General features: G+C 67.7%; 16 protein-coding genes and 4 tRNA genes. 8 read left to right on the forward strand and 12 right to left on the reverse strand.

Annotation, left to right across the window (positions count from 1 at the left end; genetic code table 11):
• Positions 1-3: 3 nt before the first annotated feature.
• Genes ACFTS5_RS02095 through hemQ form a run of 3 tightly spaced genes read left to right on the forward strand, consistent with a single transcriptional unit; the run spans position 4 to position 1,917 of the window.
• Positions 4-966, forward strand: coding sequence for an oxidoreductase (locus tag ACFTS5_RS02095; RefSeq protein WP_378626728.1), 963 nt, complete (start codon positions 4-6; stop codon positions 964-966).
• A 53-nt stretch (positions 967-1,019) separates the two neighbouring features.
• Positions 1,020-1,178, forward strand: a complete 159-nt coding sequence (locus tag ACFTS5_RS02100) for a hypothetical protein (protein WP_378626730.1) — start codon at positions 1,020-1,022, stop codon at positions 1,176-1,178.
• Between the two features lie 43 nt (positions 1,179-1,221).
• Entirely contained in the window at positions 1,222-1,917 is a 696-nt protein-coding gene (hemQ, locus tag ACFTS5_RS02105) for a hydrogen peroxide-dependent heme synthase (protein WP_378626731.1), read from the forward strand.
• 78 nt (positions 1,918-1,995) lie between these two features.
• Here the strand turns inward: hemQ and msrB are convergent, their stop codons facing one another.
• The 4 genes from msrB to ACFTS5_RS02125 all read right to left on the reverse strand — a co-directional run bounded on the left by msrB (position 1,996) and on the right by ACFTS5_RS02125 (position 6,248).
• The gene (gene msrB, locus ACFTS5_RS02110; protein WP_378626732.1) at positions 1,996-2,424 is read right to left on the reverse strand and encodes a peptide-methionine (R)-S-oxide reductase MsrB; all 429 of its coding nucleotides are present in this window, start codon (positions 2,422-2,424) and stop codon (positions 1,996-1,998) included.
• Between the two features lie 60 nt (positions 2,425-2,484).
• Entirely contained in the window at positions 2,485-3,816 is a 1,332-nt protein-coding gene (locus ACFTS5_RS02115) for a glycosyltransferase family 87 protein (RefSeq protein WP_378626733.1), read from the reverse strand.
• 84 nt (positions 3,817-3,900) lie between these two features.
• Positions 3,901-5,454 (reverse strand): alpha/beta hydrolase, encoded by a 1,554-nt coding sequence (locus tag ACFTS5_RS02120; protein WP_378626735.1) that lies wholly within the window; start codon positions 5,452-5,454, stop codon positions 3,901-3,903.
• 32 nt (positions 5,455-5,486) lie between these two features.
• Positions 5,487-6,248 carry a pyrimidine reductase family protein gene (locus tag ACFTS5_RS02125; RefSeq protein WP_378626736.1) on the reverse strand — a complete coding sequence of 254 codons (762 nt, stop codon included), beginning with the start codon at positions 6,246-6,248 and terminating at the stop codon, positions 5,487-5,489.
• Between the two features lie 35 nt (positions 6,249-6,283).
• On the opposite strand from ACFTS5_RS02125, the gene zapE reads away from it, so the two are divergent.
• Complete coding sequence (gene zapE / locus ACFTS5_RS02130; protein WP_378626738.1) at positions 6,284-7,303, forward strand: cell division protein ZapE; 1,020 nt, start codon at positions 6,284-6,286, stop codon at positions 7,301-7,303.
• Between the two features lie 13 nt (positions 7,304-7,316).
• On the opposite strand, the gene ACFTS5_RS02135 is transcribed toward zapE, so the two are convergent.
• The gene (locus ACFTS5_RS02135) at positions 7,317-7,856 is read right to left on the reverse strand and encodes a GNAT family N-acetyltransferase (RefSeq protein WP_378626740.1); all 540 of its coding nucleotides are present in this window, start codon (positions 7,854-7,856) and stop codon (positions 7,317-7,319) included.
• A 152-nt stretch (positions 7,857-8,008) separates the two neighbouring features.
• Between ACFTS5_RS02135 and ACFTS5_RS02140 the strand changes: the two genes are divergently transcribed.
• Positions 8,009-9,517, forward strand: a complete 1,509-nt coding sequence (locus ACFTS5_RS02140; protein WP_378626742.1) for a flavin-containing monooxygenase — start codon at positions 8,009-8,011, stop codon at positions 9,515-9,517.
• A 63-nt stretch (positions 9,518-9,580) separates the two neighbouring features.
• The gene (locus ACFTS5_RS02145) at positions 9,581-10,525 is read left to right on the forward strand and encodes a LysR family transcriptional regulator (protein WP_378626743.1); all 945 of its coding nucleotides are present in this window, start codon (positions 9,581-9,583) and stop codon (positions 10,523-10,525) included.
• 96 nt (positions 10,526-10,621) lie between these two features.
• Here the strand turns inward: ACFTS5_RS02145 and ACFTS5_RS02150 are convergent, their stop codons facing one another.
• The gene (locus ACFTS5_RS02150; RefSeq protein ID WP_378626745.1) at positions 10,622-12,655 is read right to left on the reverse strand and encodes a hypothetical protein; all 2,034 of its coding nucleotides are present in this window, start codon (positions 12,653-12,655) and stop codon (positions 10,622-10,624) included.
• Between the two features lie 374 nt (positions 12,656-13,029).
• Between ACFTS5_RS02150 and ACFTS5_RS02155 the strand changes: the two genes are divergently transcribed.
• Positions 13,030-13,983 carry a hypothetical protein gene (locus ACFTS5_RS02155; RefSeq protein ID WP_378626747.1) on the forward strand — a complete coding sequence of 318 codons (954 nt, stop codon included), beginning with the start codon at positions 13,030-13,032 and terminating at the stop codon, positions 13,981-13,983.
• Here the strand turns inward: ACFTS5_RS02155 and ACFTS5_RS02160 are convergent.
• From ACFTS5_RS02160 to ACFTS5_RS02180, 5 genes are all read right to left on the reverse strand, one after another.
• A complete protein-coding gene (locus tag ACFTS5_RS02160) occupies positions 13,949-15,142 on the reverse strand; it encodes a hypothetical protein (RefSeq protein ID WP_378626749.1) in 1,194 nt (397 codons plus the stop codon). The two genes, ACFTS5_RS02155 and ACFTS5_RS02160, sit on opposite strands and share 35 nt — an antisense overlap.
• 52 nt (positions 15,143-15,194) lie before the next feature.
• Complete coding sequence (gene mraY, locus ACFTS5_RS02165; RefSeq protein WP_378626751.1) at positions 15,195-16,268, reverse strand: phospho-N-acetylmuramoyl-pentapeptide-transferase; 1,074 nt, start codon at positions 16,266-16,268, stop codon at positions 15,195-15,197.
• A 179-nt stretch (positions 16,269-16,447) separates the two neighbouring features.
• Positions 16,448-16,522, reverse strand: a tRNA-Val gene (locus tag ACFTS5_RS02170).
• Position 16,523: 1 nt separating this feature from the next.
• Positions 16,524-16,594, reverse strand: a tRNA-Cys gene (locus tag ACFTS5_RS02175).
• 40 nt (positions 16,595-16,634) lie between these two features.
• Positions 16,635-16,706 (reverse strand) — tRNA-Gly (locus ACFTS5_RS02180).
• A gap of 414 nt (positions 16,707-17,120) precedes the next feature.
• On the opposite strand from ACFTS5_RS02180, the gene ACFTS5_RS02185 reads away from it, so the two are divergent.
• A tRNA-Val gene (locus tag ACFTS5_RS02185) sits at positions 17,121-17,192 on the forward strand.
• 194 nt (positions 17,193-17,386) lie between these two features.
• Here ACFTS5_RS02185 and ACFTS5_RS02190 read toward each other — a convergent pair.
• Positions 17,387-17,887: an excisionase family DNA-binding protein gene (locus ACFTS5_RS02190; RefSeq protein WP_378628286.1), complete on the reverse strand. Its 501-nt coding sequence runs from the start codon at positions 17,885-17,887 to the stop codon at positions 17,387-17,389.
• Positions 17,888-17,974 lie beyond the last annotated feature (87 nt).

Raw genomic sequence — 17,974 nt, forward strand, 5'->3', positions numbered from 1 at the left:
CTCATGGCGATCGCAGAGCAGCACAGAATCGGTAGCGGGTTCGGACCGCGCAGCACGGTCGACGAGGTCGTCGACGGCGTCGATCTGACAGGAAAGACGGTCCTGGTCACCGGTGGTTATTCAGGTCTGGGCAAGGAGGCCACCGCGGCGTTGGCGCGTGCCGGGGCGCAGGTGCTCGTGCCTGCCCGCCGGGTCGGAGCGGCGCGGAAAGCGCTGTGCGACATCGATAACGCGGAGGTCGCGGAACTCGACCTGGCCGATCTCGACAGCGTGCGGGTGTTCAGTGAACGCTTTCTCGATACCGGCCGGACCATCGACGTCGTCATCGCGAACGCCGGGGTCATGGCCTACCCGCGCCGGCAGGTCGGGCCGGGCTGGGAAGCGCACTTCGCGATCAATCATCTCGGGCACTTCGCACTGGTCAACCGTTTGCGTCCGGCGTTGACCCGGAACGGGGCTCGTGTGGTGGCGGTGGCATCGTCGGGCCACTTCCTGTCCGATATCCGCTGGAACGACCTACATTTCAGCCGCGACTACGACACCTGGCGAGCCTACGGTCAGTCCAAAACCGCCAACGCGCTGTTCGCCACCCACCTCGACGCGATCGGCGCGGCAGCGGGGATCAACGCGTACTCCGTGCACCCGGGCAGCATCCTCACGCCACTGCAACGCCATATCGCCCGTGCGGAACAGATCTCGCAGGGCTGGATCGGCAGTGACGGCAATCAGGCCGAGGGCTTCAAAACCCCGGCGCAGGGGGCGGCGACCGCAGTCTGGGCGGCGACCGCCGCACCGCTCGCGGGGCACGGCGGTGCGTATTGCCAGGATTGCGATGTCGCCGAAGTCGCCACCGACGACGACATGCTCGCCGGTGGCGTGAAGCCGTGGGCCGTCGACCCCGCTGCCGCCGCCCGTCTCTGGACTCTGTCCAGTGAGCTCACCGGACTTGACAGCTTCTCCGGCTGACCAGCGGCGTGTCAGCGGGCATCGGCGATAGCGGTACTGCATGATCGCCCGCTGTGACCATTGCCGGTGAGCAGCGCAACGAGCGAAGCCTGATCCTCGATCCCGATCTCGGGCCGGTCGAACTTCACGACGGTGAGGCGACGACAGTGACCTCGGTGTTCGGCAGTGACGAGTCGTCGCCGTGGCGGGCGAGCAGACCGGTAGGAGACTGAGCCCCGACAGCGGGCGAAAACGCCGCAGTGGCACCATAGATCCATGGCGCGACTCGACTACCAGGCTCTCAACTCCACCATTCGCTACCTGATGTTCTCGGTGTTCCAGGTTCAGCCGGGCGTGCTCGGTGAGGACCGGGCCGGGGCGATCAAGGAGGCGCAGGAGTTCTTCGACGGACTCGCCGACAAGGGCGTGGTGCTGCGCGGGATCTACGACGTGGCGGGGCTGCGGGCCGACGCCGATTTCATGCTGTGGACCCATGCCGAGCGGGTCGAGGACCTGCAAGCCGCCTACGCGGATTTCCGCCGCACGACCGAACTCGGCCGCGCGAGCGCTCCGGTCTGGAGCAATGTGGCGGTGCACCGGCCCGCGGAGTTCAACAAGAGCCACATTCCGGCGTTCCTGGCAGGCGAGGACGCGGGGAACTACATCTGCGTCTACCCGTTCGTGCGGTCCTACGAGTGGTACCTGCTCCCCGACGAGGAGCGGCGCAAGATGCTCGCCGATCACGGCAAGGCCGCGCGCGGGTACCCGGACGTCCGGGCCAACACCGTGAGCTCGATGGCGCTGGGCGATTACGAGTGGATCCTCGCCTTCGAGGCCCCCGAACTGCACCGGATCGTGGACCTGATGCGTGATCTGCGGGCCACCGAGGCGCGGTTGCACGTGCGCGAAGAGGTGCCGTTCTTCACCGGTCCGCGCGTCGAAATCGAACAGTTGCTCACCGCACTGCCGTAAGCGGCGCAAACACCGAAGGCCCTCTCGTGGAGAGGGCCTTTCTTCTCGGCCTGGGACGTGTGCGGTCTCGTGTGACCGTTATTCGGCGGCGGGCTTCAGGCGCAACGAGATCGAGTTGATGCAGTACCGCTGGTCGGTGGGCGTCGGGTAGCCCTCGCCTTCGAAGACGTGCCCGAGGTGGCTGTGGCAGTTCGCGCAGACCACCTCGACCCGGCGCATCCCCAGGGTGTCGTCGGGCTTGAGGATCACCGCGTCGGAATCGGCGGGATCGAAGAACGACGGCCACCCGCAGTGCGAGTCGAATTTCTCTGTGCTGCGGAACAATTCGGCGTCGCAGGCGCGACAGGTGTAGACGCCCTCGGTCTTGGTGTCGGTGTATTCGCCGATGAACGGGCGCTCGGTGGCGGCCTCGCGCAGGACCGCGTATTCCTCGGGATCCAGTTTCGCCCGCCATTGCTGCGGCGTCAGCTGGATGCGCGGCGTGGGCAACGAAGTATCGGAACTCATGGCTCCACGCTAATGGTTTCGGCCGGTGCGCGCCGTGAGCGGTGCGTCACCGGCCGATAACTACTTGAGCGCGGGCTCGCGATCCTCGACCGGAGCCACCGGATCCTCGCGAGGAGGCGCAGTGTCCTCGACCGGCGCGACGGGCGCGGGCTCATCGGTGCCGTCCCGCGAATCGGGCGCGTTCGCGATCCACGTCGGGTCGATCCCGAACTGCAGCCTGCCCTCACGACGTGCCGCCAGATACCGGTCGCCGAGTACACAGAACACGACGATGAGCAGCAGGCCCCAGCCGAAGGTCACCCGCAGGTATTCGAGATTGCGGCCGACGCCCTGCCAGCGATCGGAGAGCCACTTGTCGTAGGTCATGAACCCGAAGATCGCCAGCCACGCGGGCCAGTTACGCAACACGGAATTGCGCAGCACCACGGTCATCAGGAACGGGAACACCATCATGGAGTAGTACATCTGGCCCAGCGAGGGCAGCAGGAACCACGCGGTGAGCAACACCCCGGAGAACGTGGTGACGAAGAACAGCTCGTCGTGACGGTAGTAGCGCCACAGCAGCCACAGCGATACCGCGACCACACCGGCCATCAAGACCTTGACCAGCAGGATCAGCCATTCGGGCAATCCGTAGTAGAGCCCGTTGCCGCCCACCGAACTGTTGAAGTAGTCGCGGGTCTCAGCCAGATAGGGCATCACGTGCGTGAAGAACTTCTCGGGGTCCGCCGACAGCGGCCAGGCGATCGCAGTGAGCGCCACCGGCACACCGAGCGCCGTGATGAACACCTTCCACTGGCCGCGAACGGCTGCGACCAGCAGTAACGGCGCCAGCGTCGGTTTCACCGCGATGCTCAATCCCAGCGCCACGCCTGCCCAGAGGTCCCGGCGCGCCAGCAGGAGCGTGATGAACACCAACTCGGCCAGCAGCAGGCAGCCGTTGACGTTGGTGAAGACCAACGTATTGGTCACCGTCTCGGAAGCGAACATCGCCAGCAGCAGCGCGGGCGCGGCGATGGAGCCCAGACCGAACTTGAACAGGCGCAGCAGCAGATACCAGGCCAGCAGAATCGCCACGGCGTTGAGCCCGATGAACAGCCAGCGTGACAGCTCGTAGTCGATGATCGCGACCGGTGCTATCAGCAGCGTTCCACTCGGATAGTAGAGATAGTGCGGGTCGACCGACGAGAAGTCGGCGGTGTACAGCGGCCTGCCGTTCAGGAACTCGAACGAGGCGTTGTACACAGGCCGGTAGTCGTCGGTGACGAAACCGTTGATCGCCTTGATGAAGACGCGGTTCAGCACCATCATGACCGCGAAGGGCCAGAGTGCGAACTTGATCACCTCGGCGGAGGTGCGAGCGGTACGGGGCTCGAGCTGTCGGAACAACACTGGGGCACGGTACACCGAATCGGGTTGCGATGGTGTCGCCGGACCCGTATGACGCGCCGGAACCGGGTGGTTGCCCCGACTGGATCAGGCCGGGCAGGCACCGCCGTCGGCGGGCAGTTTCCCCTCGGCGAGGTAGTCGTTGACGGCCTTCTGCGCGCACCCGGAGTGGGTGACGACCGGATGGCCCCAGCCCTGCCAGGTCATCGTGGCATGCCGAGCGCCGGCCGAGCCGAGCGCACCGGTCACCGAGGCGGCGGCCCCGCCGACGATCGGATCGGCGGCACCGGCGAACACCAGTACCGGCAAGTCGAGTTTCGTGGGCAGCGGCGCCGCCGTGGAGACCGGCCAGGCCGAGCAGACCATCAGCCCGATGGCGGCATTGCGCCCGAATACCGGATATTTGCTCGCCCACGTCTCGCTGAGTTCACGGGCCTTGTCCGCGGTCGGGGGCTGCTGGCTATCGGTGCACCGGTTGACGAATTCGCCGTCGGAGGTGATCGCGGCGGCTTCACGCACGACCATCGCCGACAGCGGTCCGCGATCGCCACGGTCGGCGGCGGCGAGGATGTCGGCCATGGCGGTGACCCGATTCGCCTGGTCGCCGCGGGGGCTGGACAGGAAACCGGTGAGCGCGGTCGACAGGTCAGCGGCCGAGATATCACCGAGCCCGCCGCTGTTCGCCTTGTTCATCAGCGCCACGACCGCCGCCCGCGGATCGGCGCCGAGTGCGCAGTTGGCGGCCTTGCAGCGCTGCGCGAACGCGGTGAGGGCAGCTTCGGCGCCGGTGACGCGTGCCTCGGCCATGGTGGTGGCATCCGCGCCGACGGGTTCGGGGGCGTCGAGCACGAGGCGGGCCAGGTGATCGCCGTAGCGGCGGGCGTAGCTCAGAGCCACCTTGGCGCCGTTGCCTGCGCCGAGCACGTTGATCTTCTCGACCTGCCATTGCTTGCGCAGCTGTTCGATGTCGTCGGCGGCGTGCGGCGCGTCGAACGTGCCCTCGTAGGGCTGCAGGAAATCGCGGCAGGCGATGGTGGCGTCCTGGCTGAAGCCCGCGACGGCGCCGACCTGATCGGCGTTGCCCACCCCGGTCTGGCCGAGGTCGGTCATCACCGCGCGCAGCTGCGCCGGAATGCAGTCGATGGGCTGGGAGGCGCCGATGCCGCGTCGATCCACCGCGACGATCGGCTGCGCGGCCAGCAAGGCGCTGTTGGGTCCGATCGCCAGACCGGCCAGCGTCGAGGCCGACGAACGGTCCGAACCGGAGGTGAGCACCAACGGGGCCGCGTCGGTGGGCGTCTGCGGCAGGCGAGCGCGCAGGGCGCCGGCCCGGAACGTGCCGAGTACGGTGCCCGCGGTATCGATCGGGGTCGAGAATTCGGCGCAGTCGAGGACCAGGCCCGCCGGAGCGGCGCCGAAGTCGAGCGAGCTCAACGTGGCCGCGGTGCAATCACGCCAGGCCAGATCGGTTTTGGGCACCTCGGCCTTGGCCAGGTCCTGCGGTGCGGGCGCTTCGGTCTGCGCGCCGCCTGCCCCGGGACGCTCGACAGCGACGACGGGTCGATCCGACGGTCCGGCCCCACAGCCCGCGAGCATGATCGACAGTGTCGCGGCCGTTGCCGCGGCCCGAGTCCAACGCATGCGCTACACACTGCCAGGTTCGGCGCCAGGTTTCATCGACGGGCCCAACGGGCCGCGACGGTGCCGTCCTCGGCGAGCACCAGTTGCTTGCGCGTCATCGGCAGGTCGAAAGTGCTCGCCGACAGCGAGATTCGCCCGCCCGCGCCCCCGACCAGCATCGGGGCGGTGGTCAGGCAGAGCTCGTCGATCAGGCCCGCCTCGGCCAGCTGCCCGAAAAGATGCGGTCCGCCTTCACACAGCACCCGGTGCAGGCCGCGCTCGGCGAACACCCGGACCAGCGCGGCGGGCATGATCGCGGCCTCACCGGCGACCACTATCTGCGCGCCCGCGTCCTCGAGCGCACTGATCTGCTTCGGGTCCGCGTGGCTGGTGGTGATGATCAGCGGCGGCACCTCGGCGTCGGTGAAGAACTTCGACTCCGGATCGAGCTTGGCGGTCGCGGTGACCACCGCGATCGGTGGCGGGGTGCCGTCGGGGTGACCACCGATTCCGTGCCGATGGTGCGCGATGCGCCGTTGCGGGTCGGGATGCGCGCCGCCGTAGTTCTCCGCGCGCAGGGTGCCCGCGCCGATCACGATCACGTCGGCCAGTTCACGCAGGACCGTGAACACTGTATTGTCCGCCACGGTGCCCAAGCCTCCGGAAACACCGTCGATGGTGAACGCGCCGTCGATGCTGCTGACGAAGTTCGCCCGCACCCACGGACCGTCCAGATGCCGTGGGTAGGCATAGCACCTGGCCAGTGCGTCGGCGTCGAGGTCTGCGAGCTGGGTCACATTGTGGATACGCTGCATAGGGATCGATGCAACCACGTCCGTACGATTTGTCCATGCAAGAACGCCTTGTCGATCGCCATCCGGAGGTCCCGGCCGACCAACTCGTCGCGCAGATGGTGCCTCCGCCCATGTTCGACGAGGTCAGCTTCGCCTCCTACATCCCCGACCCCAACGAACCGAGCCAAGCGGCCGCGGTCGCCAAGGCCGAGCAATTCGCAGGTCAGGTGGCGAAGATCCACAAGGCCGCCTCGAAGAAGAGCCTCTTCGGCAAGAAGAAGGCCGTCTCGGGCGCGGGCCTGTATCTCGACGGCGGCTTCGGTGTCGGCAAGACCCACCTGCTCGCCTCGATCTTCCACAGCTCCCCGGCGCCCAAGTCGTTCGGCACCTTCGGTGAGGTCACCAACCTGGTCGGCGCACTGGGCTTCAACAACGCCGTCGAGCGGCTCTCGGCCAACAGCGTGCTGTGCATCGACGAGTTCGAACTCGACGATCCGGGCGACACGATGCTGGTCTCGCGGCTGCTCACCGAGCTGTCGGCCCGCGGTGTCTCCATCGTGGCGACGTCGAACACGCTGCCCGGCCAGCTGGGCGAAGGGCGTTTCGCGGCTTCGGACTTCCTGCGCGAGATCAAGAAGCTCGGCTCGATCTTCGACCCGGTCCGCGTCGACGGGCCCGACTACCGGCACCGCGACCTGCCGCCCGCCCCGGAACCCACCTCGAACGACCTGCTCGTCGAGCGTGCGGCGACCACTCCGGGCTCCACCCTCGACGAATTCGACGTGCTGCTGAAGCATCTGAGCACGCTGCACCCGTCCAAGTTCGGCGCGCTGATCCAGGGCGTGGCCTCGGTGTTCATCTCCGACGTGCACACCGTGACCGATCAGGCCGTCGCGCTGCGCGTGGTCGTGCTGGCCGACCGCCTCTACGACGCGAGCATCCCGGTGACGGTTTCGGGCGTCAAGCTCGACGAGATCTTCTCGAAGGAGATGCTCGACGGCGGCTACCGCAAGAAGTACCTGCGCGCGATCTCGCGTCTGCTCGCGCTCTCGCGCTTCGAGGCCGCGGCCGCCTGACCCCCGCGGCGGGTCAGAGCGCGCGTTCGAAGACGAAATCGGAGTGCAGCTGGTTGCCGACCGTGAAAGTCTTGGTGCCCACCTGCCGAAAGCCGTGCTTGGCGTAGAACTTCTGCGCGCGCTCGTTGGCCTGGTTGACTCCTAGCCACACCGTCTCGCCGCCCGAGTCGCGCGCGGTGTCGACCACGGCGTCCATCAATGCCGCGGCGACGCCGCTGCCGTGGTGTCCGGGCAGGACATACATCTTGCTCAGTTCCACCACCTCGCCCGCGCTCACCTGCGCGGCGACGTCGGGGTCGCTCGGCCTGCCCGCGATGAGCATGGCGTAGCCGACGATCTCGTCGCCTTCGACGGCCTTGAGCACGGTCCTGGCCGGGTCGGACAGGTATTCGCCGAAGCGTTCGCCCGACAGCATCTGGTCGAGGAAGATCTCGATATCGCTCGCGGTGGCCTCGGGCGGGCAGGCGAGCGGAAATGTCGCGGCGGCCACATCGCTGAGCGCCTCGGCGTCCCAGAGTCCGGCTCGGTCGACGATGACGGAACTGTTGGTCATCCTTCCAGTACAGCACGGGTCACCCCGGCCGCGGCGCGACTGTGGATCGCGACAGCGCGGCGGCACAACGGCTGGGTCGGGCACTGTCGCACAGACTGTGGGCTGTCCAGCGCGGTGGCACCTCACCTACTGGTCCGAGTAGTCTCCTGCGCATGACGAGCGGTAGCCGCATCGGGATCGTCGGTGCGGGAGTGGCGGGTTTGGCCTGCGCGAAGGTATTGAGTCAGGCGGGGTTCCCGGTCGAAGTCTTCGACCGGGCCCCCGACGTCGGCGGTGTGTGGAGTGCCACCCGCCGGTATCCAGGACTTCGCGCGCAGAACAGCAAATCCACGTACGCGTTCAGCGATCACCCGATGCCCGAGGATTTCCCCCGCTGGCCGGACGGCCAGCAGATGCAGGCCTACCTGGCCGGATACGTGCAGGAGTTCGGCCTCGGCCCGCACCTGCGTCTCGGCACCGAGGTGGTGGCGGCCGACCCGGTCGACAGCGGCTGGCTGCTCGAGATCCGCGACCACATGGGTGTGCACCGCACCACCTGCGATCACCTGATCGTCGCCAACGGCGTCTACAGCGACCCGGTGATGCCGGCCCTGGCCGGTGCCGCGGCGTTCCGTGCCGCGGGTGGGCGACTGTGCCATGTCTCGGAATTCCACGATGTCGAACAGGCGCGTGATCGTTCGGTGGTCGTGCTGGGCTACGGCAAATCCGCGTGCGATGTGGCCGAGGCGGTCAGCCACATCGCCGACGAGACCACCGTGGTGGCGCGCAGACTCACCTGGAAGATGCCGCGCAAGCTCGGTTTCGGCGCCGACTACGAGCGTCTGCTGCTGACCCGCGCGGGGGAGGCGCACTTCCCGTCCCGCTTCCCGCACCGCGTCGAACGGCTGCTCGACCGTCTCGCGCTGCGCCAGTCGAACATGGACCTGCTGCAGGAGCGGGTGACGCGCAAGCTGCGGCTGCGTGAGCTCGATCTGGTACCGACGAGCCCGATCTCCGAGATCGGCACCAGCAGCGCGAGCCTGGCCACCGAAGGCTTCGCCGAGCAGGTCGAGGCAGGCCGGATCAGCGTGCACCGCGACACCGAGATCACCGAACTGATCGGCGGACCGCACGGACCCGCGGTGCGTCTGGCCGACGGCAGCCTGAAACTGGCCGAGATCGTCCTCTGCGCCACCGGATACCGGCAGGAGGTGCCGTTCCTCACCCCGTTCGTGCGGCGCGCCCTCACCGACGATGTGAGCGATTTCCGGCTCTACCGCCACATCCTGCCGGTGGAGATCCCCAATCTGAGCTTCGCCGGTTACAACAGCTCGAATGTGAGCGCCCTCAGCGCCGAGGTGGGCGCGCACTGGATCGCCGGGCTGCTCACGGGCCGGTTCGTGCCGCCGATGGCCGAGCTGATGAACAACGAGATCGATGCGCGCCTGGAGTGGTCGCGTGAACGCAGCGAGGGCAACCACGCGCACGGTGCCTCGGTGGTCCCGTTCTCGCTGGCCAATATCGACGAGATGCTCGACGATCTCGGCACACCGCTGCCGTTGATGTCGCGGCTGGCGCAGTGGGTGCGACCCGTGCGGCCGTCGTCCTACCGCGGGGTGCTGCGCAATCGCGCGGTGGCGGCCCCGGTGGCGCCCGCACCGGCGCCCGTAGCGGAGCGGTAGCCGACACGCCGGATCGCCGTCGGCAACGCCGATGGCGATCGGTGCGTTGGTGATAATCCTCGCGTGGACGCGCTGGATCTGAACCTGCTGCTCGCTCTCGACGCGCTGCTCGACACCAACAGCGTGACCGAGGCGGCCAGGCGACTGCACACCTCGACCTCGGCGATGAGTCGCACCCTCACCCGGCTGCGCGAGGTTCTCGGCGATCCGCTGCTCGTGCGCTCGGGCAGACAGATGGTGCCCACGCCGCGGGCCCTCGAATTGCGCCACGATGTGGCGAGCCTGGTCGATCAGGGTCGGTCGCTGCTCACCGCCCGCGACGGGAACGGGCCGGGCAGACATCGTGATTTCGTTGTCCGCGTGGGTGATTCGGTCGGCGCGAGCCTGTCCGGTCCGCTACTGGCGGCGGTCCACGCAGAGCTGCCAGGGGTGACCGTGCGGCTGCTCGCCGCCGACGCCGCCGACGGTGCGGTGGCGCTGCGCGACGGCCGGGTCGACGTCGAAGTCGGCATGATCGGGCAGACCGACCCGGAGACGGTGGTCAAGCGTCTGTTCACCGACCGCTGGATCGGCGTCGCCGCGCCCGACCACCCGTTCGCTGTCGACCGCCCCACCGTCGCCGCCTACGCCTCGGCCCGCCATCTGGAGGTTTCGCCCACCGGTCGCACGCGCGGCCCGATCGACGACCGCCTCGCCCTGCACGGCCGCACCCGCCGCGTGGTCGCCACCGTGGCCGACCTGCCCACCGCGCTGCTCACCCTCGCGTCGACCGAATTGATCTGCCCGGCACCGGAACTCCTGTCCCGCGCCGCACGCACCGCGCTCGGCTTGGCGATGTTCGAGATCCCGCTGCCGCTGCCCGCCCCCGTGGTCGCGATGGCGTGGCATCCACGCAACACCGCCGACGCCGGTCACCGCGCTCTACGTGACCTCATCGGCACCGTCCTGCACGAACCTCCGAAGCCGGAGGCCGATCCGGGTCTGGTCCCGCTGGCGAAGCCTGCCTGACGGGGCGAGCTGTCAGCCTCTCGCGCATGACCGGTGCGAGGTGGACGCACGGACTGATGTGCACAGCGTTCGCGGTCGCGACGTTTCTCGCTGCGCCTAACCCACGTCCGGGGTCGGTGGGCCGAACACGTCGCGGCGGCCCGGCGGGAGACCGGCCGATCGTTTCAGCTCGTCGAGCATGGCCTGCAGCTTGTCGACATGGGCGCGTTCGATGTCGAAGGCACGGTAGGTGCCGGTGACGGTGATGCCGGCCGAGTCGGTGGCGGTGGGCGGAACCGGGTCGGAGGCAGCGCGTGCGAGGGGATCGGGATTGCTCGCCGATCCATCGCGTCCGGTCGGCAGGCCGAGAGTCGGTGGATCGAAGTCCGCGGACGGGTGGTCGTGGTCGGTGAGCGTCGCGTGGTTGTTGCGGGGTGCCTGGTCGGGCAGGGCGCCGGTGTTCGCCGGTCGATCGGTGCTCGGGAACGCGGTGCTGTCGCCGACACCGTTGACGTGCGATGAACCGGGGGTGCGCGCCGGTTCCGCCGGCGTCTGGTTCGGCTGCGTGGTGAGTTCTGCCGGGGGAGTGAGGCGTGGGGGCGGCCCGGAGGCGGCCGGCGGCTCGGGTGATTCACCGGTGGTCATGCGGTCACGCGGGGTGAAATCGTCGAAGAGGGATTCGGCGCGGCGCGCGGAGTCGGTGGTGAAGCCGTTGCGTGCGTGCCCGTTTCGGTCCGGGGCTGGCGACGTGGGTGCCGGATCATCGGTGAAAGACCAGTGGATGCCGTTAGCGGTATTGCCTACGGGCTGCGCATCCACCGACGTGTCCGGGCGGATTTCACCTGCCAGCGGGGAATGGGACTCGAATCCGTTGACCGGCTTGCTATTCGGGGGCGTCGCGGATCGCTCACCGGTGAATCCCGACGGCGAGTGGTCGTCGGCGGCATCGACGGGTTCCGTCGGCGCGGGCCGTGCGACACCGTTCCCGTTGGGGGACAGCTCCTCCGGCGACGGAACGCGCAGTCGGCCGTCTCCTGTCGCCGAGCTCTCCGTCGGCTTCTTCACCGGGCGAGCGCGCTCGATCACAGCATCGGGGCTGATTTCCGCCGTCAGCGGATCTCCGGGCGCCGGGCGCGCCGACTGGGCTTCGGCCGGTGAGCTCGGATCATGCTTCCTCGCACCGGAACCGAGCCCGAAGCCGTTGGGACCGCTCTCGCGCACGACAGCGCTCACCTCCGCGCTCCCCGGCAGTGGTCCGTCGGTAGCGGATGAGGCCGTGCTGTTGTCGTTGACACCTGACGTGGCCGGGCGATCCTCGGAGAGCACCGTCGCGGTGGGCTTCGTGGCTGTCGACGCACTCGTTCCCGGCGCGGGGTCGACAACAGGTGCCGTCAGCACGGTGCCGATCACCGCGGGCACCGGTGTGCCGTTTCGTGTGGACGCGATGTCACCGGCGACACCCTTCGCGGTGCCGTTGGTCCCGTTCGTCGACGTCGGATTGCCGGCCGAGACCCGCTCGCCGGTACTGCTGAGCCGCACGGGCGCGGGTCGACGGCTCGGCGGTTCGCTACCGGCGGCATTGCCGCCGACCGCGACTGCCGAATCGGTGTCGAACGACGCCGGTTGCCCCAGGGGCGCGGCCGCCGCCTCCGCCGTGCGCGGGATCGGTGTCGCGGCCAGCGCGGTGGGATCGCCGAGGTGATCGGTGGTCGGCCGGACAGGGGAGTTGCGGCGTTCGAGCGGGGGCCGGGACCTGTCGATATCGCGGTCCCGGTGCGGCGGTAAGGACTCGGGGGCCGCTTGGTGGTCGTCGAGCCCGTCGGCCGCGCGTTCGGCGGCCTCCGCGGCTTCGCGAATTTCGCGGCGGCTGGGCGTGCTCCGCGCCGGACGGCCGGAATCGGGCTCACCGTCGTTGTCGAGGGCGTCGAGCCGGGAACTCAGGCGTGAAATGTCCTGTGACGCACGAAATGCCCAGGATTCCAGCCGCCTGATCCGGGTGTGGTCGGGCAGATCCTCGTCGACCGGGAAGGTGGGCACATCGAGCTGGACCCGCGCGGCGACGATATCGAGCTTGTCGCTGACTTCGCGCAGCGCCGTGGCGATACTCGCCAGCATCGACCCGATGGACTCGTCGTGCTCAGCGTGGTTCATGCACACCCTACTTCCCGTGGTCGCCCGAGCGTGCCCGCCTCGGCCGCAGCGATCATATCCACCGGAGCAACAGCACGCGTTGTCGTGACCGCTTACGCGACGCGCCGAACTGATTCGCAATCAGGATGAAACGGACATGCAACAGGCCGGGTCTGTGTATCGAAATGATCAAGAATTGGGCGTCTTCGTGCGACGTTGGCACAATGAAATGGCTTGATATACAAGCAGAGTCGCGTTTGTGATCTCAATCACCGGGCGATGACGCACCCGAACGCGGGTCAAGGGGGCTGGCGCCTTTTCGATGGCTGCGGGAACCTGATGTCCAGGACGTGCGCGTGAGCCTACGACGGGTCCCTTGGTGAGGGAGTGATGGTGTGAGGACGAAGCGGCTGAGCGAGACCCAGGTGGCGTGTGGACGTCGAGCGCTGCTCGACGAACTGGGGATTTCCGAGGGCAGCCGCCGCGCCGTGACCGAACGCACCGGATATGGCTGTGGTTGCCCCGAATGTGCGGCGACCCAATGGAATACGCAGCGTCTCGAGCACTGGATCTGCGGCAGGCTCACGGCGGCGGGCGCCGACGAGGCCGAGGTCGACGCACAGATCGGCGACATCCCCGTCGATATCTACTGGCGCCGCGGCGACCGGCGCTGCGTGGTCGAGGTGCGCAGTGGCCCCCTCGACATCACAGCGGCCCGCGCGCACCGGAAACGCCTGCAGGCGGCCGGAATCGACGATGTGCTGTGGGTGTGCCCGCAGGGTTTCTGGGTGCCGCTGGTCCCCGCGGTCGGCATCGCCGATTTCGCGCCCGCGGCCGCCGATTACCGCATCGACCAGGGCATGCTCGCCGCGGGCAAGACCGGTTTCGCCGCCCCGGCCGGCGACAGTACCGAGTTGCGTGATTTTCTCCAAGACTGGGTGTCCGGCGAAATGCACTGGGGGCACGCGGATCTCACGACAGGAGGGTGGTCCGACGTGGGCACCTGGGAACGGCACACCGCGGCGCAGGCCGCGATGATCGAGCACCAGCGCACCGAGTTGCGCGATCAGCGGGTGGAGCTGGCGGTCTCGCGCCAGGCCGTGCGCGACAAGCAGCGACTGGTGGGCCGTCTGCACAACCGGATCGATCGGGCCGGGGTGAACGCCGACGCCGAAGCCATCACCATGGCCGGACTGCGCAGCGAGCTCCTCGCCCAGCAGCGGGTCGCGGCGGGCCTGCGCGCGAGCATCGGGCGGATGGATCGCACCCTGAATCAGTGGCAGTGGCTCACCTGCTGCGCGATGCTGCTCGTCCTCACCGTGATGGTCGGCGCGATGGTGATGCGCTGAGCCGCATCGGCAACCGGTCCCACTGCCAGTCGTAGCGGAGTACGAGACCAGCGAGGTCGAGGAGGTCGAGGCCGGTTTCCGTGCTGACCGTGGCCAGCGCCTGCCGATCGTAGGGACCTTGCTCCAGGTCTGTGGCCAGGCGTTGCTCGATCGAGGCGTCGACCGGGCGGGCTTCGAGCTGGGATGTACCGATCGCGCTCCCGGTCCAGACGAGCCAGCCCCAGCCGTGCTCGCGTGCGTAGGCGCGGCCGAGTTCGCTCTGGATCCGGTTGCGGTGGAAAGCTGTGCGGCCCAGCGGTACCACGTCGATGAGCACCGTGCGGCCGTCGGTGAGCTGTGCGGCCACGGCCGGATAGTGCACCTGGTCTTCGTCGGCGAAGCGGTAGGTCAGTGCGGTCGGTTCTTCCTGGAACGCCGCCACCGCCGGGTCGGCGTCGAGGGTTCGCAGTAGCCGGGCCGCCATGGCCGAGTCGTAGGCGACGTCGCGGCCCGCCTTCGCCAGGTAGAACCGGCCGCGGCCGTCGTCGTCACCGTCGGCCACGCGCGCCGACTCCGTGGGCAGTGGGGCGGGCGACCCGGTCGCCCACTCGACCTCGGCCAGCAGCGCCCGCAGATCGTCGGCGCCGTCCGCCGGCACCTGGAGCTTGGCCAAGATGCTGGCAGTCTTCTTCTGCCAGCCCAGGATTCGCTGCATCACATAGCCGGCCACCCGCTTGGCGTCGCCCGGTTCGTGTCCGGCCAGCCGGAGCTTGAGGTAGGACCATTCCATGGCGACCAGGTCGGTATCGGTCGCGTAGGTCTCGGCCAGCAGCATGCGCACCAGACGCAGATCGCCCGCCTCGACCGGATAGCGGTGCGCGAACACCTGCGCCGACCGGTGTCCGGCGCGGGCGGCGTCGCGCACGATCCGCCCGACCGCTTTGGCGTACAGCTGGCGGACCCTGTCGCGGGCCAGGTCGTAGCGGGCGCCGATCCGGGTGAGGGTCTCCGGGCGCTGCCCCCCGATCCCGAGGCGCAACGCGACGATCCGCGCGTCGCGGGCGGCGCGCTCGGCATGGTCGGTGAGCAGTTCGCCGACCAGATCGTCGAGCTCCTCGAGCTCGAACGAGACGTCGGCGGCGATATCGTGACCCGGTGGCCTGACGATCTCGGCACTCACAGCGGCGACCTCCCTCGCTCGATCGAGTCAGCGTAGCCGCAGGCCCCGACAACTAGAGCGAGGTCAGGTACTCGCTGTAGAACAGGCACAGCCCCGTCGCCGACGCGATCCCGGCCAGCACCCAGAACCGGATGATCACCGCGGTCTCGGGCCAGTTGTTGAGCTCGAAGTGATGATGGAACGGCGCCATCCGGAACAGCCGGGTATGCGTCGTGCGGAACACCACGATCTGCAACACCACCGACATGATCTCGGCGACGAACAGCGCCCCGATCACCACGGCCAGCAGTTCGGTGCGGCTGGTGATCGACAGCCCGGCCAGCAGCCCGCCGAGGCCGAGCGACCCGGTATCGCCCATGAAGATCTTGGCCGGCGCCGCGTTCCACCACAGGAAACCGATGCACGCCGCCGCGCCCGCCGCACTGACCATCGCCAGGTCGAGCGGATCGCGCACCGTGTAGCAGGCGCGTCCGGGACTGATCTCGCACGAGTTGTCGTACTGCCACAGCGTGATCACCACGTACGCGCCGAGCGTGAGGCTCATCGACCCGGCCGCGAGTCCGTCGAGACCGTCGGTGATGTTCACCGCGTTCGACCACGCGACCACCAGCAACACGATGAATGCCACGAAGAACAGCGACGCGAAGGTGATGGTGTTGATGTCGCGGACATAGGACAGGTTGCGACCGGCGGGCGTGAGCCCCGTAGCGCCGGGAAACCGCAGCACGAGCACAGCGAACACCACCGCGGCACCGATCTGCCCGATGTATTTGCCCGCCGCGGTCAATCCGAGATTGCGGTGCTTGCGCAGCTTGATGGAGTCGTCGAGGAAACCCACCACACCCAGTGCCGACGCCAGCAGTAGTACCAGCACCCCCGACGCGCTCGGCCCCGGCGCGTCCCACAGCAACCCGATCAGATGCGACCCGAGATACCCGGCCCACACCCCTGCCCCGATCGCCAGCCCGCCCATCGTGGGCGTTCCGCGTTTGGCCTTATGGCTGGCAGGCCCGTCGATCCGGATCTCCTGCCCGAACCCTCGTCGTGCGAAGACCCGGATCAGCCCCGGCGTGAGCGTGATGGTGACGACAAGAGCGATCCCCGCCGATAACAGGATCTGCCTCACTCGATTGCCCCTCCATGCCGCCGGTCCCACACCGGACCCGCCCGGCGATGCCGTGTGCCGATACTAGGGGAGCTCATCGGAAAACCGCGCCGAGAGTGATCTGGGTTACAGGCTCGTCTCGCTCGACCGGTAACGCAAACAAGTCAGGCCCCCTCGAAAGGGGGCCTGACTCGGTACGGTGGTGCGCGATACTGGGATTGAACCAGTGACCTCTTCCGTGTCAGGGAAGCGCTCTCCCGCTGAGCTAATCGCGCGAGGTGGAGACGGGAATCGAACCCGTGTGCACGGCTTTGCAGGCCGTTGCCTCACCACTCGGCCACTCCACCGTACAAAGGAGGATGGGGCTAGTGCCTTACCTACCTCTCGAGCGGATGACGAGATTCGAACTCGCGACCCTCACCTTGGCAAGGTGATGCGCTACCACTGCGCCACATCCGCATTTACTTCACACTTAGGGGAGCGGCTCGGCCTGGCGGCTTTGCTGCTCTCTGCGGTGCGATGAGAACATTAGCCGACGTTCGACGCAGACTACAAATCGCCTGGTAAACCGCCCTAAATATGAATTACACGCATGTCGCCCACGTCGACCCGGGTCTCCGCGCCGCCCAGTGACCCCTCGTCTCCACATCGTGAAACATAGATATGCGCATCTAGCCATGATATCGCCCGAGGGGTGAATGTGGGGACCATCGATCGCCCGCCCGCGCGCACACGCGCGCGAACGCGAGCGCCGGCCCGGCGAAGTTCCTTCGCCGAAACCCCGCTTCACAAGGCGATTTGGTGTCATCCCGGCCCCCCGTGCTAATGTTCCATCTCGTTCGAGCGGCTCCAAACCCGCCCGACACAGTGTTCGGTCCCATAGCTCAGCGGGAGAGCGTCCGCCTCACACGCGGAAGGTCGCTGGTTCGAAACCAGCTGGGACCACCTCAAAAGTGCAGGTCAGAGACTTTTCGGCGATGGCCTGCACTTTTCGTGCAACATACGTGCAATAGCGTTCGTCGCTAGGCTTCTGAGGCGGGGCCGAATCGGGTCGCCAAGGGCGTCAGAACGCCTTGTGAATGAGTGATTCCAGTCACAATGGGCTGTTGCCGCTGTCTGATGCGTCACTGCCTGACGCGTCAGTTGATCGGCCACATCGCCGCATCGATGTCTTCGATCGCGATCCGGATCTGACCGCGGAACCTGTAGGCAGCAAGCGTGCCGTCTGCGATCATCCTTCGAATGGTGTCAGTACTGACGTCGGCTCGTTCGGCCGCGAACTTGATGGAGACATAGCGGCTCGGATTGGTGGTTCGCTTGGTGCTACGCCGAGCCACGGCGCACCGACCCAACAAGCCAGCGGCCCGCGTTGTGTAGCACGCGGTATCCGCAGTCGTGGTCGCTGCTGAAGGTGACAGTCGAGGACCACGTTGAGCGAGGTGTGCTTGGTGGTTTCGACGACTGGGATCGGTGGCTCGTCGGGGGGCATGAAATATCGAGTTTGTACATCGGGCACCTAGTGGACTTGAGGCCCGATCGAGGCTCTTCTCTTCCAGGAAACCTGACATCAGGAGATTTCGCCAGCCAGGGGTAGTAATCCGGGCGCGTGCGTAGGTCACGGCCGAGGGGCCATAGAGCATCGGCACCGATGGAATGAAGGGCGTTCCGTTCCGCTCGACACGGATTCTGAAGCTTTGGGTGCTCGTCGCTGGCGGTGCGCGGCAATG

This window comes from Nocardia sp. NPDC056952 (assembly GCF_042674185.1).
Taxonomy (GTDB): Bacteria; Actinomycetota; Actinomycetes; order Mycobacteriales; family Mycobacteriaceae; genus Nocardia.

Excerpts from the sequence above, each read along its gene's own strand:
- ACFTS5_RS02095 (WP_378626728.1), top strand. The coding sequence starts at position 4 with ATGGCGATCGCAGAGCAGCACAGAATCGGTAGCGGGTTCGGACCGCGC.
- hemQ (WP_378626731.1), top strand. The coding sequence starts at position 1,222 with ATGGCGCGACTCGACTACCAGGCTCTCAACTCCACCATTCGCTACCTG.
- msrB (WP_378626732.1), bottom strand. The coding sequence starts at position 2,424 with ATGAGTTCCGATACTTCGTTGCCCACGCCGCGCATCCAGCTGACGCCG.
- ACFTS5_RS02120 (WP_378626735.1), bottom strand. The coding sequence starts at position 5,454 with ATGCGTTGGACTCGGGCCGCGGCAACGGCCGCGACACTGTCGATCATG.
- ACFTS5_RS02125 (WP_378626736.1), bottom strand. The coding sequence starts at position 6,248 with ATGCAGCGTATCCACAATGTGACCCAGCTCGCAGACCTCGACGCCGAC.
- zapE (WP_378626738.1), top strand. The coding sequence starts at position 6,284 with ATGCAAGAACGCCTTGTCGATCGCCATCCGGAGGTCCCGGCCGACCAA.
- ACFTS5_RS02135 (WP_378626740.1), bottom strand. The coding sequence starts at position 7,856 with ATGACCAACAGTTCCGTCATCGTCGACCGAGCCGGACTCTGGGACGCC.
- ACFTS5_RS02140 (WP_378626742.1), top strand. The coding sequence starts at position 8,009 with ATGACGAGCGGTAGCCGCATCGGGATCGTCGGTGCGGGAGTGGCGGGT.
- ACFTS5_RS02150 (WP_378626745.1), bottom strand. The coding sequence starts at position 12,655 with ATGAACCACGCTGAGCACGACGAGTCCATCGGGTCGATGCTGGCGAGT.
- ACFTS5_RS02190 (WP_378628286.1), bottom strand. The coding sequence starts at position 17,887 with ATGCTCTATGGCCCCTCGGCCGTGACCTACGCACGCGCCCGGATTACT.